The organism is Deinococcus maricopensis DSM 21211 (assembly GCF_000186385.1).
Classification (GTDB): Bacteria; Deinococcota; Deinococci; order Deinococcales; family Deinococcaceae; genus Deinococcus_B; species Deinococcus_B maricopensis.
Genome location: NC_014958.1, coordinates 815,001 through 829,887, shown reverse-complemented (window position 1 = coordinate 829,887; position 14,887 = coordinate 815,001). Strand labels below are relative to the sequence as shown.

General features: G+C 71.0%; 18 protein-coding genes and 1 tRNA gene (1 of these 19 running past the window's edge). 8 read left to right on the top strand and 11 right to left on the bottom strand.

The window, feature by feature from the left end:
- Positions 1-33: 33 nt before the first annotated feature.
- The 4 genes from chrA to DEIMA_RS03720 are packed head-to-tail and all read right to left on the bottom strand — an operon-like array spanning position 34 to position 4,141.
- Complete coding sequence (gene chrA, locus DEIMA_RS03735; protein ID WP_013555895.1) at positions 34-1,206, bottom strand: chromate efflux transporter; 1,173 nt, start codon at positions 1,204-1,206, stop codon at positions 34-36.
- 24 nt (positions 1,207-1,230) lie between these two features.
- A complete protein-coding gene (locus tag DEIMA_RS03730; RefSeq protein WP_013555894.1) occupies positions 1,231-2,007 on the bottom strand; it encodes a hypothetical protein in 777 nt (258 codons plus the stop codon).
- A 7-nt stretch (positions 2,008-2,014) separates the two neighbouring features.
- Positions 2,015-3,076 (bottom strand): peptidase C39 family protein, encoded by a 1,062-nt coding sequence (locus DEIMA_RS03725; RefSeq protein WP_013555893.1) that lies wholly within the window; start codon positions 3,074-3,076, stop codon positions 2,015-2,017.
- Positions 3,077-3,133: 57 nt separating this feature from the next.
- Positions 3,134-4,141 (bottom strand): alpha/beta hydrolase, encoded by a 1,008-nt coding sequence (locus DEIMA_RS03720; RefSeq protein ID WP_013555892.1) that lies wholly within the window; start codon positions 4,139-4,141, stop codon positions 3,134-3,136.
- Between the two features lie 79 nt (positions 4,142-4,220).
- Here DEIMA_RS03720 and DEIMA_RS03715 point away from each other — a divergent pair, with 79 nt between their 5' ends.
- Positions 4,221-4,577 carry a hypothetical protein gene (locus DEIMA_RS03715; RefSeq protein ID WP_013555891.1) on the top strand — a complete coding sequence of 119 codons (357 nt, stop codon included), beginning with the start codon at positions 4,221-4,223 and terminating at the stop codon, positions 4,575-4,577.
- A gap of 4 nt (positions 4,578-4,581) precedes the next feature.
- Positions 4,582-5,127, top strand: coding sequence for a hypothetical protein (locus tag DEIMA_RS03710; protein WP_013555890.1), 546 nt, complete (start codon positions 4,582-4,584; stop codon positions 5,125-5,127).
- Positions 5,128-5,340: 213 nt separating this feature from the next.
- Here DEIMA_RS03710 and DEIMA_RS03705 read toward each other — a convergent pair whose 3' ends face one another.
- Positions 5,341-6,102: a nucleotidyltransferase domain-containing protein gene (locus DEIMA_RS03705; RefSeq protein ID WP_013555889.1), complete on the bottom strand. Its 762-nt coding sequence runs from the start codon at positions 6,100-6,102 to the stop codon at positions 5,341-5,343.
- A gap of 55 nt (positions 6,103-6,157) precedes the next feature.
- On the bottom strand, positions 6,158-7,096 hold the full coding sequence (locus tag DEIMA_RS03700) for a tRNA dihydrouridine synthase (protein ID WP_013555888.1): 939 nt from the start codon (positions 7,094-7,096) through the stop codon (positions 6,158-6,160).
- Positions 7,097-7,274: 178 nt separating this feature from the next.
- Here DEIMA_RS03700 and DEIMA_RS03695 point away from each other — a divergent pair, with 178 nt between their 5' ends.
- Positions 7,275-7,760: a GNAT family N-acetyltransferase gene (locus DEIMA_RS03695; RefSeq protein WP_013555887.1), complete on the top strand. Its 486-nt coding sequence runs from the start codon at positions 7,275-7,277 to the stop codon at positions 7,758-7,760.
- Positions 7,761-7,816: 56 nt separating this feature from the next.
- Positions 7,817-8,569, top strand: coding sequence for an acetylglutamate kinase (argB, locus tag DEIMA_RS03690; RefSeq protein ID WP_013555886.1), 753 nt, complete (start codon positions 7,817-7,819; stop codon positions 8,567-8,569).
- Positions 8,570-8,584: 15 nt separating this feature from the next.
- Here argB and DEIMA_RS03685 read toward each other — a convergent pair whose 3' ends face one another.
- The 3 genes from DEIMA_RS03685 to DEIMA_RS03675 are packed head-to-tail and all read right to left on the bottom strand — an operon-like array spanning position 8,585 to position 11,086.
- On the bottom strand, positions 8,585-9,289 hold the full coding sequence (locus DEIMA_RS03685; protein ID WP_013555885.1) for a hypothetical protein: 705 nt from the start codon (positions 9,287-9,289) through the stop codon (positions 8,585-8,587).
- Positions 9,290-9,322: 33 nt separating this feature from the next.
- Positions 9,323-9,880 carry a GNAT family N-acetyltransferase gene (locus DEIMA_RS03680; RefSeq protein WP_013555884.1) on the bottom strand — a complete coding sequence of 186 codons (558 nt, stop codon included), beginning with the start codon at positions 9,878-9,880 and terminating at the stop codon, positions 9,323-9,325.
- Between the two features lie 42 nt (positions 9,881-9,922).
- Positions 9,923-11,086: a VanW family protein gene (locus DEIMA_RS03675; RefSeq protein ID WP_013555883.1), complete on the bottom strand. Its 1,164-nt coding sequence runs from the start codon at positions 11,084-11,086 to the stop codon at positions 9,923-9,925.
- A 159-nt stretch (positions 11,087-11,245) separates the two neighbouring features.
- Between DEIMA_RS03675 and DEIMA_RS03670 the strand changes: the two genes are divergently transcribed.
- Together DEIMA_RS03670 and DEIMA_RS03665 are read left to right on the top strand one after the other, a co-directional pair.
- A tRNA-Gln gene (locus tag DEIMA_RS03670) sits at positions 11,246-11,319 on the top strand.
- Positions 11,320-11,485: 166 nt separating this feature from the next.
- Positions 11,486-12,061, top strand: coding sequence for a DUF4384 domain-containing protein (locus DEIMA_RS03665; protein WP_013555882.1), 576 nt, complete (start codon positions 11,486-11,488; stop codon positions 12,059-12,061).
- A gap of 68 nt (positions 12,062-12,129) precedes the next feature.
- On the opposite strand, the gene DEIMA_RS03660 is transcribed toward DEIMA_RS03665, so the two are convergent.
- Both DEIMA_RS03660 and modA read right to left on the bottom strand, forming a co-directional pair.
- The gene (locus DEIMA_RS03660; protein ID WP_013555881.1) at positions 12,130-12,930 is read right to left on the bottom strand and encodes an ABC transporter permease; all 801 of its coding nucleotides are present in this window, start codon (positions 12,928-12,930) and stop codon (positions 12,130-12,132) included.
- A complete protein-coding gene (gene modA, locus DEIMA_RS03655; protein WP_013555880.1) occupies positions 12,927-13,682 on the bottom strand; it encodes a molybdate ABC transporter substrate-binding protein in 756 nt (251 codons plus the stop codon). The genes DEIMA_RS03660 and modA overlap by 4 nt, the downstream gene beginning before the upstream one ends.
- Before the next feature lie 269 nt (positions 13,683-13,951).
- Between modA and DEIMA_RS03650 the strand changes: the two genes are divergently transcribed.
- Together DEIMA_RS03650 and DEIMA_RS03645 are read left to right on the top strand one after the other, a co-directional pair.
- Positions 13,952-14,605, top strand: coding sequence for an SRPBCC family protein (locus DEIMA_RS03650; protein WP_013555879.1), 654 nt, complete (start codon positions 13,952-13,954; stop codon positions 14,603-14,605).
- A 62-nt stretch (positions 14,606-14,667) separates the two neighbouring features.
- On the top strand, positions 14,668-14,887 hold the beginning of the coding sequence (locus tag DEIMA_RS03645) for a M20 family metallopeptidase (RefSeq protein ID WP_013555878.1). The gene runs 896 nt beyond the window's last position; only the first 220 of its 1,116 coding nucleotides appear in the window; the start codon lies at positions 14,668-14,670; its stop codon lies off the right edge, out of view.

The following is a 14,887-nucleotide window of genomic DNA, read 5'->3' as shown; positions in this document are numbered from 1 at the left end:
GCCGGAGGGGCGGTGAGGCCCGCCCCTCCAGGGTCACAGGCGCGGCCCGAGCAGGGCGCAGCCCAGCACGACCGCCCACGCAGGCACGCGCGTGCGGACCAGCACCGCGAACGCCGCGAGCGCCAGCACGACGTCCAGCGGCGCGTGCACTGCGCCCGTGATGACCGGCGTGTACAGCGCCGCGAGCAGCAACCCCACCACGGCTGCGTTCACGCCGCGCAGGGCGGCGCGCACCGCGCGGTTCGAGCGCAGCGTCGCCCAGTACGGCAGGGTGCCCGCCACCAGCAGCAGCGACGGCAGGAAGATGCCTACCACGGCGCACAGCGCCCCCAGCGCGGGCGGCACGTTCAGGTGCGTGCTGGCGCCCAGGTACGCACTGAACGTGAACAGCGGCCCGGGCACCGCCTGCGCCGCGCCGTACCCGGCCGTGAACGCCTCGGGCGTCACCCAGCCGGTGCGGACGACGTCCGCTTCCAGCAGCGGCAGCACCACGTGCCCGCCGCCGAACACCAGGGCGCCCGCGCGGTAGAACGCGCTCAGCAAGTGCAGCGCCGGGGCCGGCCACGCGGCGCTCAGCAACGGGAGCGCCACCAGCAGCGCCACGAACAGGCCCAGCAGCACCGGCGCGACGCGGCGCGCCCCGCGCGGCACCGGGAAGGCGTCTGCGGCGACCAGCAGCCCGGTCGCGGGCAGGAACCGCCACCCGAGCAGGCCCGCGACGAGCAGCAGCAGCAGTTGCGCGGCCGGGCCGGGCGCCAGCAGCGTGAACGCCGCACTCAGGACCGCCAGGGTGCGGGTCGGGGCGTCCGGCGTGAGGGTGCGCGCCATGCCCACCACGGCGTGCGCCACGACCGCCACGGACGCCAGCATCAGCCCGTGCGCCCACCCGCCCGTGGCGCCCAGGCGCCCCACGCCCAGCGCGAATGCGAACATCAGCAGGGCGCTCGGCAGCGTGAACGCCAGCCACGCCGCCACCAGCCCGCCCCACCCGGCCCGCAACCACCCGAGCGCCATGCCCACCTGACTGCTCGCGGGGCCCGGCAGGAACTGCGCGAGCGCCACGAGGTCCGCGTACGCTGCGTCCGTCAGCCATGCGCGCCGCGTCACGAACGCCTCCCGGAAGTACCCGAGGTGCGCGACCGGCCCGCCGAAACTCGTGAGGCCCAGCCGCAGGAACACCCCAAAGACCTCAAGGACGTGGCGCATGCGGCTCAGCGTACGGCACGCGCGTCAGTGGCGCTTCGGCATCTTGGTGAACAGCCGCTCGATCAGCGGTGCGCGTTCCTGCAGCACCCGCGCGAACGCGCCCGGGTCGTTGGCGGGCGCCGCGACCGGGGCGCCGTGCGTGGCGTGCCTCGCCGCGCGCAGGATGCCGCTGTGCTCCAGAAAGACCGGCTGTACGTCGTCCGGCAGGGCGAGCAGGTGCGCCTCGAACGCGCGTTCCTGCTCCAGCTGCGCGTGCGTGACGGCGTCCCCGAGGTCGCGCAGCAGTCGCGTGGTGATCGCGTAGACCTTCTCGGCGTACGCGTCCACCTCGGCGCGCGTGGGGATGTACCCGCGGTGCACGACGCGGTTGCGGAAGTCCGTGCCGAGCGCGCCCGGCGTGAGGAAGTCCGGCGCGCGGCCCTCACGCGTGAGGTACGCGAACGCAAACGCGCCCAGCTGCCGTTCGCTCTGGCTGGCGACCGTGCGCCACGTGGCGTCCAGCGCCGCCTGCGCGTCCTCCAGCGGCGCGTCGGTGCCGGCGGCGCGTTCCAGCGTCGTGGCGCGCAGGTAGAACTCCAGCGCGCGCTCCAGGCTGCTGGCGAAGTTCAGCGTCGCTTCGCGCCCGTACCCGTCCAGCAGGGCGCGCGCCCCGAAATCGAACAGCGTCTCGAACTTGTGCTGCCGCAGGTACAGCGCGTACCGCGCGCGGCAGCTGGCGCAGCGCACGTCATGCATGCCGGTGTCGGCGTACGGGACGGTCGTGGCGGCGTCACACGCCGGGCAGCGGAACGGGAAGTTCACGCGCGCGTCACTGCGGGAGGGGCGCGCCGGGCTTCGTGACGACGTACGTGAGGCCGCCGGAGTGCGCGAGCCACAGCCGCTCGAACGCGGCGCGCGGGTACGTGCGGCGCACGCCCGCGTCGGTGGGCGCGGCCGGGTCGTTCAGGACCGGGTTGCCCGCGCGGTCGAACCCCACGAGGACCATCAGGTGCCCGCTCGACTCGGGAATGGCCGCGCCCGGCAGCTCGCCGCGCTTCCAGCCGAGGCTCACGCCCACCGGCAACCCGGCGCGCACGTACGCCTCCGCCGCCGCGAGACTCGGGAGGCGCGTCACGAACGCCCGCAAGCCCCGCTCGCCCGCGAACGCCATATTGAACGGCCAGTTGCCGGTGCCGTCGTACGCCCGGTCGAAGGTGGCCCGCGCCGCGTCCGGGACGGTGACGTTGACCCCGTGGTACGCGAGCAGCATGCTGGTGCTGGTCGGGCTGCACCATACCTCCCCCCCGTCCGGGTACAGCATCTGCGAACGCTGCGGCACGTTCAGGACCGTGCCCCACGCCGCGTGGTCACTCGCCTGCCCCGCCCCCGCCGTGCGGCGCGCGCGGTCACTGGTGTTCACCGCCAGGCGCGCCAGGCGCGCGGCGCCGCGCAGCGTCACGCGCAGCTGGTACGCCGTGGCCTTCTGGTTCAGGCGCAGCGTGTCCGTCAGGACCTGCCCGGTGGCGTCCTCCTGACCGTCCAGGCTGCTGCGCTGAGGCGCGCTCGTCCACGTGCCGAAACTGTAGTACCGCGTCCAGCGCCCACCCACCTGCGCGCGCGCCTCCACCGTCACGCTCGCGGACGCGGGCGTCACCGCGTTCCACGACGGAATCAGCTCATCGAACGCCGCGGCGGCCTGCGCCGGCAACGTCACCGTCCCGGACGCGCCGCTGGCCCGCAGCGTGCCGTCCTGAAGGACCACGCCGTTCAGCGCCGCGCGGGCGAAGTCCTCCGGGCGGTCCAGCAGCGTGGTCGTACTCAGCGGGTTCGTGAAGGTCAGGGCGGACGCGGGCGCGAAGCCCAGGGCGGCAGCAAGCAGGAGGGCGCGCATGACTGCGCGCATCCTGACACGCCGCCGCCCACACCAGGGTGAGAATTCCGCCGCGCGTCACACCCCCTGCATGTACAGCAGCGCCTCCGTCAGCGCCGCGCGCCACGTCACCCAGTTGTGCCCACTCGCGTACTCCCGGTACTGGTGCGGCAACCCCAGGTCCGCCACGAGCGCCGCCATGCGCCGGTTCGGCGCGAGCAGCCACTCCAGCGTGCCGGTGTCCAGGCTCAGGCGCAGGTGCGTGGGCGGCTCGCGCCGCAGGCGCTCCAGCAGTTCCTCGCCAGCGGTCGTCGTGTCCACCTCGCCGCGCGCCGCCGCGGCGCGGCTCGCAATGAACGCCCCCGAATGACTCACCACCCGCGCGAACAGCTCCGGGTGCGCGCTGCCCAGATGCAGGCTGATCAGGCCACCCAGCGACGCCCCCCACAGCCCACGCTCGCCCGCCACCACGAGCTCCCCTTCCACGCGCGGGAACACCTCCGCCGTCAGGAAGTCCAGGTACCGGTCATTCAGGTAGTACTCCTCGCTGCGGTCGCCCGGCTCCACGAACGCGAACGCGCACGGCGTCACCGCGCCCGCGTGGAGCGCCCGGTCCATCAGCTCCGCCAGCTTCCCCGTGCGGTAGAACGCCACGCCGTCCTGCACGTAGTACACCGGCAGCGGCACGCCCGGCACGTACCCGGGCGGCGTGTACACCACCGCGCGGCGCGTTCCCGGGAACACCCCCCCCTCCCACGTGACGCGCGTGATCGTGCCGCGCGCCTCCGGCTCCGGCGCGCTCCAGATTGGATGCTGCGGGAACGTTCCCACCTGCACGGCCCGCGGGTACGGCCACCACGGGTTCAGGCTCCGCTGCGCATTGTCCGGGTCCGCGAACGGCTTCCCGTCCGCGCCCAGCCACGCGTACTCCGTCCACGAATCACGCGGGAGGCTCAGGACGAGGGGCGCGCCGCCCACCACAGGCAGGGGGGGTTTCTTCTTCCAGTCGGTGAAGTCGCCCACGAGGGCGGTCGCCCCGGCGGGCGGCGTGAACGTAACGGTCGTGCCAGCGACGTGAACAGCCATGCCCCTGAGGATAGGCGCTCGCCCGGAGCGCGTGTCAGGTTGCGGCACGTTCGCCAGGGCCGGTTCCTAAAATGCAGGCATGACGAACCGGCGCGCGCGGCCCTGGTACACCCTGCCGTTCCTGCTCGGCGTCGTGCTGATTCTGGCGGGGCTGTTCATGGGCAGTGATCTGCGCGCGTACGACAACGACCGCCTGCTGGGTATGCCGATTGAAGTTGTTCCACGCATCTTCGGGACTCTTGCCGAGACCCTGGAGGACGGCTTCGGCGTCACCAGGGCGCAGTGGACGTCGTCGTATGGGCCGCTCGGGAATGGCCATGTTGGCTTCTCGGTGCACGTGCGGACCCCGAAGCCGCTCAACATCAAGGACGCAGCTGTGCAGGCGCGGCTGGAGCGGGTGTTCGCCGGGTACTTCGCAGTACCGCACGGCCGATGATCTGGTGCTCACGTTCGAGGATTCGGATCACCGTCCGGTGTTCTGGGTGTATGCGGACCGTGCGGCACAGCAGACCGCCACGCGTGCGCCGCTGCGCCTGCAGTGGTTGCTGGACGCGTCCGGGCTCACCTCGGAACCGCTGTTCCGGTCCACGCAAGCGCGCACAGAAGCGTTTCGCGACGCGCTGGCCGTCGCCCTGCAGGAAGCGGGCCTGCAGGTGCAAGGGTGTCCGTACACGTACCTGTGCGCGTCTTCCGCGGCCCCGCTCGCGGTGGTGACGGAGCACCTGGACACGGCACTCAGGAAACGCCCGGGGCTGCAGGTTCGGGGACGGCAATCCCTTCGGGAGGCGCTCCGTGTGGAGACTCAGCGTCTCCGCGAGCAGGGCCGCAACCCAGATGCACCCGATGAGGAATGGCTCCCCCTCCTGAGCCGGACGTTGTGCGGGGTGCCGAAAGGAGTGTCTCTCTTTCTGAAACGCGAGCGCGGGCGGGTGACTGCGCGGGTCAGTGCGGCATACGCGGGCGCGTGTGCGGCCACGGCGCCCTGATTACCGGCGTTGCTGACCACACCACCACGCGCAAGACGTGGTGCGAGCTGAGGAGAAGGTTCTGAGTCTGACCCGAAGCCGTGTGACGGCGATATTCAACGTGCAGTGGCGTGGCTGTCAGGCCTCACCACTGCAGGAGAGATGAGCGAGGTGTGCGTCGTTCCGCCGAGGCTGCCGGTGGCGGCGTGCCGAGGGGTCGCGGCGTTCGCACGGTCAGGCGCCGGAGCGTGGGGAACGCGCGGCCAGGCGCGTGACGTGGGCGGTGATGCGGCGCTCGTCGTTCGTGAGGTGGTGGCCGTGCAGGTGGAGGGCGCGGGTGTAGAGGTGCAGGGCGGCGCGCGCGCGGCCCGTGGCGTTCAGGGGCGTGAAGCCGAACGCGTCCCAGAAGGCGGCGCGCCATTGGGGATCGGGTTCGGCGTCGTGGGCGGTGCGGAGGTAGCGGTTCTCGGTGGGGATCAGCGCGCCGTGCGCGAGGATGCTCGTTTCGGCCATGGCCCATGCGAGGCCGTGGGCGGCGAACAAGGCTTTTTCGGGGTCGGGGCGGGTGAGGCCGCCGAGGATCTTGAGGGCCTGTTCGGCGCTGTGGGTGAGGCGTTCGCGCATGCGGGCGTGGGCGGCGCCCACGACGCTGGCCCACGTGAACGCTTCGGCGCGGGCGCGCAGGGTGGCGTACACGCCGTCAGGGTCGTGGAGTGGCTGGGCGGTGCGGAGGGGGAGGATGTTCCACGCGGCGGTGGTCGGGTCGGTGAAGGCGGCTTCGCGGGCGTGGGGGGTGGCGCGGCTGATGGTGACGAGGGTGTCGCCGTGCATGGAGAGCTGCGTGTGGGGGGCGTCTTCGTTGTCGGTGAGGACCTGCAGGTCGAGGTCGCTGTAGGGGTCGTGGTCGCCGCGGGCGTGGCTGCCGACGAGCAGAACGGCGCGTGTCCCGCGCTCGTTCGCGAGGGCGGCCGTGAGGGTGCGGAGAAGGGCGTTCATGCCCTCAGTGTTCCGCAGCGGGCGGAGCGGGGCGTCCGTCAGGTGGCGGAGGGGGTCAGTCGGCGGCCTGGGGCGCGCGGCTCAGTACGTCGTGCAGTTCCTGGAGGGTGCTGACCTGCACGAGGGCGTCGCGCCGTTCGGGCTGGTCGGGGAAGTAGCGGTGCAGGACTTTGCGGAGTTGCAGCATGCCGCGGCGTTCGCCGTACCAGTGGACGTTCAGTTCGGCGTGGCGCAGGGCGGTGCAGAGGCGGTCGTCGGGGGTGGGGGCGCCGCCGGTGCCGGCGGTCTGGCGGAACACCCAGGGGTTGCCGACGGCGCCGCGGCCGATCATGACGGCGGCCACGCCGCTGTGGGCGCGGCGCGCGTGGGCCTGTTCGGCGCTGGTGACGTCGCCGCTGCCGATGACGGGCGCGCGGACGCTCGCGGCGACGTGGGCGATGGCGTCCCAGTCGGCGTAGCCGGTGTAGCGTTGCGCGCTGGTGCGGCCGTGCACGGTGATGAGGGCCGCGCCGGCCGCTTCGAGGCCCTGTGCGATTTCGACGCTGCGGTTGGTGTCCCAGCCGAGGCGGATTTTGGCGCTCACGTCGATGTTCACGGCGTCGCGCATGGCTTTGACGAGGGTGTAGGCGACGTCGGGCGTCTGGAGCAGGCACGCGCCGCCTTTGCCTTTGATTTTGGGGACGGGGCAGCCCATGTTCAGGTCGAGCGCGGCGGGCTGGAACAGGCGCACGGCTTCCTGCGCGCCGGCGGCGAGGATGTCCGGGTCGGCGCCGAACAGCTGGAGGACGCGGCCTTGTTCGCCGGGGTACGGCTGGCCGAGGTCGACGGCGAGGTCGCCTTCGAGGAGGCCGCGGGCGCTGAGCATTTCGCTGACGGTCCACAGGGCGCCCTGTTCGCTGCACAGTGCGCGCATGGGCGCGTCGCTGTAGCCGGCCATGGGGGCGAGGACGGCGCCGGGGCGCTGGAGTTGTTGGGTGTAGAAGCCGGGGTTCATGGTGAATCTCATCGTCGCTTGTGGCGCGGATGCTTCAGTATGGTAGCAGGCACGTTCCCCCCCGCTTGTGCCCTGCGTCGCGGACCCTAAAGGTCCCTGAATATCGCGCGTGACTTTTCCTGACGGTTCCCGCCTACACTGAGGCGGTCTTGTCTGGACAGTCCCCCTTGGAGGTTCTGTGCTCGAAGCGCAACCGATGGCCCTGCAACACGCTCCGCTGCTTCATGAACTGTACGTCGCCACGCCTGCGTATTTTGAGACGCTGGGGAACGCCGTGCCTGTTCCGCATGAGGTCACGCGCGAAGTGGAAACGGCGTTGTTCGATGATCGCCGCCGCCTGGAGTTGCTGTTGTGGGATGGGCGCGTGATCGGCTGCCTGGATTACAAGGTGTCGTTCCCGCAGGCGTCGGACCTGACCATCAACCTGCTGATGATTCGCGGTGATTGTCAGGCGCAGGGGCACGGCACGCGGGCGCTCGCGCACCTGCTGGGGCGGGTGCCGCCGCACATCTCGCGGGTGCTGGCGAGCGTGTTGGGTGATAATCCGCGCGCGGTGCGGTTCTGGGAGCGGCAGGGGTTCGCGTTCGCGATTGATGCGCGCCCGGCGGTGACATGGTACGGGCGGCGCGTGAACCAGCCGGTCACGACGGGCGCGGCAAGCTGAGCGCGGGCCGCCCTGCCGCTGAACTTCAGGTGGGGAGCGCCCGGTACACTGCGCGCATGGTCATCAAGTACGGTGGGAACGCCATGAAGAGCGTGGCGTTGCGGCGCGCGGTGGCGTCGGAAATCGCGGCGCTGCGCGCGGAGGCGCCGGTGGTGGTGGTGCACGGGGGCGGCCCGGTGATCGAGCGGGAACTGGCGGCGCGCGGCATTGAGAGTCACTTCGAGGCGGGGTTGCGCGTCACGAGCGACGCGGCCATGCACGTGATCGAGCTGGGGTTGTGCCAGCTGAACAAGCAACTCGCGCAGGACGTGGGGGGGGCGGTGGGCCTGATGGGCCGCGACAGTGAGCTGCTCACGGGGGAGCTGCTGGACCCGGCGCGGTGGGGGCGGGTGGGCCGCGTGACGCGCGTGAACGCGGGCCTGCTGCGGACGCTGGTGGGCGCGGGGGTGACGCCGGTGCTGGGGTGCCTGGCGCTCGCGCCGGACGGCGAGGTCATGAACGTGAACGCGGACACCGCGGCGGGGGCCGTGGCGGGCGCGCTCGGGGAGGGCGTGGTGTTCCTGACGGACGTGGACGGCGTGTACCGGGCGTTCCCGGACCCGGCGAGCCGCGCGCCGCTGCTGACGCGCGCGGAGGCGGAGGGCGGCATTGTGGAGGGGTGGATTGCGGGCGGCATGATCCCGAAGGTGCGGGCAGCGCTGGACGCGCTGGCGGCGGGCGCGCCGTTTGCGACCATCGCCAGCGGTATGGGCGCGGGCGTGCTGGCAGCTGCGGTGCGCGGCGAGGCGGGCACGCGGTTGGTGCCCTGAGCGCGTGGGTGGGCGTCAGCGGCCCTGCGTGCAGGAAGTGATGTCCGGGTCGACGCTGCGGAACACCAGTTTGGTTTTGCCGCTGCGGTCGAGTTCGAGGGTGGCGGTGCGGTCGTTCCACGCGCCGCCGATCAGGCGGACGGTGTTGCCTTCGCGTTTCCACCGGCCGGTGACGCCGGTGCCGGCGAGGTACGTGCCGTTGGCGCGCAGCGTGAGGGCGCCCATGTTCGAGAAGCGCAGCTCCTGCGGTTCGTTGGGGCCTTTGTAGAGCATGTACGCGCAGGTGAGTTTGGTGGTCGGCACGGTGAGGGGCGCGGGGGCTTTGGCGGTGTTGGTGCCGGCGGCCTTGAAGTCACCCGTGATGAAGTTCGGGCCGGACCGCGTGAAACTGCCGGTGTACGCGTCGGTGGTGCAGCGGCCGTAGAACTCGTAGGTGGTGCGGGACGGGCCGGGGACGCGCACGATGCAGCGGCCGTTTTCCCAGTAGCTGCCTTTGGCGATGGGGCCGCTGAGGCCGAGGGCGTCGCCGCCCGTGACGGTGCCGGTGAGGTCGCCGTTCTGGAGTTGCAGCCGGAACGTGATGGGGGTGCCGACGAGGTCGCCGGCGGTGACCGTGCCGGTGTACGTGAGGGGGCCGGCGTTGGCGGTCGTGTCGGCGGCGTGCGCGTGGGGCGCGGCGAGGAGGGCGAGGGTGGTCAGCAGAGTCGTGGGGGGACGCATACGTTGATTGTGCCCTGCGGGGCGCTGCGGGCGTTACGGCACGCGGGCGAACACGAGCGTGTCGCGCAGCTGGGTGGGGTCGTTCGCGGCGACGTCGTCGTGGCGGAAGGTCGCGTCGAGGGTGTACCCGAGCGCGCGGGGAATGCGGGCGCTGCGTTCGTTGCGGCTGTCGCAGCGGATCTCGAGACGCCGGAACCCGAGGGGGCCCAGGGCGAGGTCGGTGAGGGCGCGGGCGACTTCGGTGGCGTAGCCGTGGCCGGTGTGGGCGGTGGCGATCCAGTACCCGAGTTCGCCTTTGGGGACGCGCCAGTCGAGGGCGTGGTAGCCGCTGCTGCCGATCAGGGTGGTGCCGGCGGCGTCCCATACGAGGTACCGGAGGGATTCGCGCGTCTGGAAGTGGTGCGCGGCGTTCGCGAGGTTCTGGGCGGCGCCGGGGAGGTCAGGAGGGGTCTGCGCCCAGGTCATCCAGGGTTGCAGTTCGGGGAGGGAGGCGTGGATGGCGGCGTGCAGGGCCGCGGCGTCCTGCACGCGTGGGCCGCGGAGCAGCAGCCTCGCGGTGCGGAGGGTGCCGGGCACGTCGGGCGTTGGCATGCGCCCACTGTACGGGTGGGCGCGCGCCGTTCGGGGTGGGGTTCAGCGGAGGCGGTTGTCGCGGGGGTTCACGCCGTACACGGCGCCCCAGGGTTTGTACACGCTCTTGAGGGTGTCTTTGCGGACCTGCCCGCCGGGCAGCTTCACGGTGCGGGTGATGACGCTGGTCATGCCCTGCATGGGCTGGTCGAGCAGGCGGCGTCCGCCGACGCGCACGCGGGGGTCGGGCGTGTAGGTGGCGGGGGCGGGCGCCTTGAAGTTCGTCACGACGGGCTTGCTGATGTTCACGGTCCGGTCGGGTTGCGCGCCGAACAGGTCGAAGCGCAGGGTCTGCGCGCGTTTGTCCCAGCTGGCCTGCACGAACAGGTGCTTGTCGGTGTCGTTTTTCATGCGGAGGTTCTTGGTGGGGGCGTACACGGTTGCTTCGAAGCCGACGGGGTCGTAGTAGTGCACGCGGTGACTGTGTTCGTGGCGTTCGACGACGGGCAGGCCCGCCTGGTACATGGCGCGGAAGATGGTGGTGCTGACCTGGCAGATGCCGCCGCCGTCTTCTTTGCTGAGCGTGCCGCCGCTGATGACGAAGCCTTTCACGAAGCCGGTTTGGGCGTTGATGACGCCGACTTCCTTGTTGAAGTCGAAGGTGTGCCCGGGGGCGATGAAGAAGTTGTCGAGTTTCTGCGCGCCGACGATGATGTTGGTCACGCGGAAGTCGGGGCTGCCGCGGAAGCTGCTGGTGCCGCTGGCGACGTGGTACAGCACGCCGCGTTCCGCGAGGGTGCGGACGTTCCGGGCGGGCACGACGTGGTTCAGGGTGACCTTCACCTCGCCTTTGCCGTCCTGGAGGGCGTTCAGGAGGGCTTTTTTGGTGGCGACGCGATCGACGCGCCAGCCGGTCTGCTGCGTGGCGACCCAGGAACCTTTCACGTTTCGGAAGGTGGCGGGGCGGGGGGCGCGGCGTTCAATGTCGTTGAAGATGTGGTCGAGGTTGAGGGTGCTGCTGAGCTTGCCGTACTTGCGGCTGCGCGCGACCGCCTGGGCGTTGAGCGTCCAGGATTTCACGACGGGTACGTCGGTGACTTTGCCTTTCTGCAGTTTGGGTTCGGTGGTGCGGACGACGAGTTTGAGGGGTTCGGGTTTGGGGGTGGTGGCGTGAGCGGCGGCGCTGAGGGTGAGGAGCGCGGCGAGGAGGTGGGGGGCGCGGTTCACGCCTCCGACTCTAGAGCGGTGAGTTTTCACCTGCCTTGCCGCTTCCTTGAGGGGCCGTCAGGGGGGCGTCAGGCGCGCGCGGGCAGGCTGTGGGCGCTGCGCGGGCGAGGCGCGCTGGTTGACCTGTGGGGCGTCCACCCCGTATACTCGCTGCGCTGTTGGGGCATGGTGTAATGGCAGCACAGCAGTCTTTGGAACTGTTAGTCTAGGTTCGAATCCTTGTGCCCCAGCCAATCACGCGCGGAACTCCGGTTCCGCGCGTTTCCTTTGGGCCCACAGCAGATGAGGTTCCTCCTGAGCCTAGATGAGAGGTCTGGCCACTCGGCTCATGTTCCGTCAGGGGGGGTTCACCGGGCGTCAGGTGGCGGCGCGTACCGTAAAGAGCAGGAGGAACTCACCATGAACAAACACCTGACCCTGATCGCGGCGGCCCTCGCCACCGTTTCCAGCATCGCCGCCGCCGCGCCCCAGATCAGCGCGCAGAGCATCATCGTCAACCCCGCGCCCAGCACCGACGTGAGCGTCAAGGTCTGGGTGGACCGCGACACCAGCGGCACCCGCGTCCCCAACTACCGCATCGGCGACCGCATCCGCATCTACACCAGCACCGACCGTGACGCGTACGTGTACCTGTTCAACGTCAACCCGGACGGCAGCATTGACCAGATCCTCCCGAACCACCTGCAGAGTGGCGGCAACTTCGTGAAGGCCAACACCGTCAAGGCCTTCCCCAGCGCCCGCGACCAGTTCGTGTTCAACGTGGCCGGCCCGTACGGCACCAATAAGGTCCTCGCGCTCGCCAGCACCCGCCCGCTGAACCTGCAGGACATCAGCAGCTTCCAGGGCGGCCAGAGCTTCGCGCAGGTGAAGCAGGACAACCAGCAGGAGTTCGCGCAGGCGCTCAGCATCGTCGTGAACCCCGTCCCGCAGAACAGCTGGATCACCGACGTCGCGTACTACAACGTCGCCCGCTGACCGCCGCTGTCACCGTCGGAGGGGAGAACCTGGGTTCTCCCCTCCTCTCTTTGGTGCGGCAGGGCGCTTCAGGCGTGATCGGTGTCCTGGCGGCGCGCGGTCACCAGCCGGACGACCAGCAGCAACGTGAACGCCACGATAACCATCACGGCGCTCAGCACCAGCGCGGGCGCCAGATCACTCTCGAGCGCCGCGTAAATGGACAGGGTGATGGTCCGCGTGCGGCCCTGCAGCGACCCGGCGAACAGGATGGTCGCGCCGAACTCCCCGAGCGCGCGCGCCCAGGCCAGCACCAGCCCTTCAAGCAGGAACGGGAAGGCGAGCGGCCACGTGACGTGCCGGAACGCGCGGCGGCGCGTGGCCCCGTCGATGAGCGCGGCCGCCTCGATGTCGCGGTCGATGGCGCTGAAGCCGATTTTCGCGGCGCGGATGTAGAAGGGCGCGCTCGTGAACAGCTGCGCGAGCACCACCGCGAGCGGCGAGAAGGCCACGCTGATGCCGGCCAGCGTGAGCGGCGCGCCCAGCAGCCCCTGACGCCCGAACGTGAGCAGCAGGGCGACGCCCGCCACGACGGGCGGCAACACGACGGGGAGGTCCAGCGTGGTGTCGAGCAGCGCGCGCCCGGGAAAGCGGTGACGTGCGAGCAGGTACGCGACGGGCGTCCCGAACAGCAACGTGACCGCCAGGGTGCACAGGGTGGTGCTGAGGCTCACGCGCAGCGCGTCCAGCACCGCCGGGCTGGCGAGCGCCGGCAGGAACGCGGGCGTGAGGCCGCGCAGCAGCAGCACCGCCGTGGGCAGCAGCAGGAACACCGTCAGCAGCGCCGCGAACGCGAGCAGCACGGCGGGCGGGGCGGACCGACCGGTCACTGCGGACTCAGGAAGCCCCACTTGCGCAGAATGCGCTGGCCGTCCGGGGAGAGCACGTACTGCACGAACTGCCGCGCGGCGTTCGGGGCGCCCGCGTTCCGCACGGCGCCCAGCGGGTACGTGGCCGTCTGATTGAAGCGCGACGGGAGCGCCACGGCGCGCACGGACCCCTTCAGGGCGGGCGTGAGGTCCGTGGCGTACACGACGGCGGCGTCCGCCTCGCCCAGCTGCACCTTCAGGGCGACCTGACGGACGTTCGGTTCCTCGCTAACGACGTTGCGCAGCACGCGCGCGCTGAAGTCACGGCCATACGTGCCGCTCGCGTCAATGGCGCTCAGCATCCGGCGCGCGTAGTCCCCGACGGGCACGCTGCGGTCCGCGAGGACGAGGCGCACGCCGGGCCGCGCGAGGTCCGCGAGTGTCTGCACCCGGGCGCTGCGCCGCGGCGCGATGAGGATCAGGCGGTTGCGCGCGAACGTCCGCGCGGGCTCCACCAGGCCCGCGCGGACCAGCGGGTCGTACTGCGCGGCGTTCGCACTCGCGATCACGTCCGCGCGGGCGCCGCCCTCCAGCTGCGCGCGGAGCGTCTGGGAGCCGGCGAACTGGAAGGTCGTGCGGTGGCCGGTGCGCGCGTCGAAGGCGCGCCCCAGTTCCGTGAAGGCGTCCGTGAGGGAGGCCGCGGCGAACACGGTCAGGGGTTCGGCGTGAGCGGCGCCGGCGAGCAGCGCGGCGAGCATCAGGGTGCGGGGCATTCGGGGTCCTTTCTTCCTGCAGCGTGCAGCCCGGCAGGTTACGCCCGCATTGTACGGACGGGACCGCCGAGGGCGGCGCCGCGCGACGTGCATGAAGTGACGTTGGCGCGGCGTTCATGGCGGTGTGGGCCGCGCGCCGTATGCTCGCGCCATGCGGCTGACCTCGGCGCCTTTCGGGGGGACCGTGGCCGCCACGGCCTGAAAAGCCAACGACTTCACAAGGCATGCGCATGCGGCGCGTGTCATAACTGGACTCAGGAGGATCACTCATGACGAACAACACCAACTTCCAGGACCCCACGCGCCTCGCCACGATCGCGGGCGGCAGCCTCCTGACTGTGATCGGCCTGCGCAAGCGCGGCTTCCTGGGCCTGGCGCTCGCCGCGGCCGGCGGGTACCTCGCGTACCGCGGCGTGACCGGCAACGACCCCATTGCGCAGGCGACCGGCATGAGCGGCGCGACGGCCAGCAAGCCGATCTTCGTGGAGCAGAGCGTCGTCATCAACCGTGACGCGCAGTCCGTGTACGACTACTGGCGCAAGCTCGACAACCTGCCGCGCATCATGAGCCACCTCGAGACCGTCACGGTCCTCGATGAGCGCCGTTCCCGCTGGGTGGCCAAAGCGCCGCTCGGCACGCACGTGGAGTGGGAAGCGGAAATCGTGAACGACAAGCCCGGCGAGCGCATCGGCTGGCACAGCCTGCCCGGCGCGACCGTCGACAACGCGGGCAGCGTGCAGTTCGAGAAACTCCCGGACGGTGGGACGCGCGTACACGTGGCCCTCAGCTACCGCCCGCCCGCCGGTCCGCTCGGCGCGGCCGTCGCCAAGCTGTTCGGCGAGGAGCCCAGCCAGCAGATCGCGGACGACCTGCAGAAATTCAAGGCCGCCTTCGAAGGCAACAACCCCAACGCCAAGGCGTAACCGAAGCCGAGTGAGCGGGGCACCCGAAGGTGCCCCGCTCTCGTTGGAGGGTATGCTGGCGCATGTCTGCTGACCGCCTGGTGGCCTTCCTGCAAGCCCTGATCCGCACCCGCTCCATGCCTGGCGAGGAGGCCGAGCTGACGGACCGCGTCGTGCAGGAGTGGCATGACCTGCAATTCGACGAAGTCCGCACCGATGCCGCCGGCAACGCCCTTGCGTTCGTGCGGGGCCGTGAGCCTGGGCCCGCCTGGCTGCTGCTCACGCACCTCGATCACGTCAGTG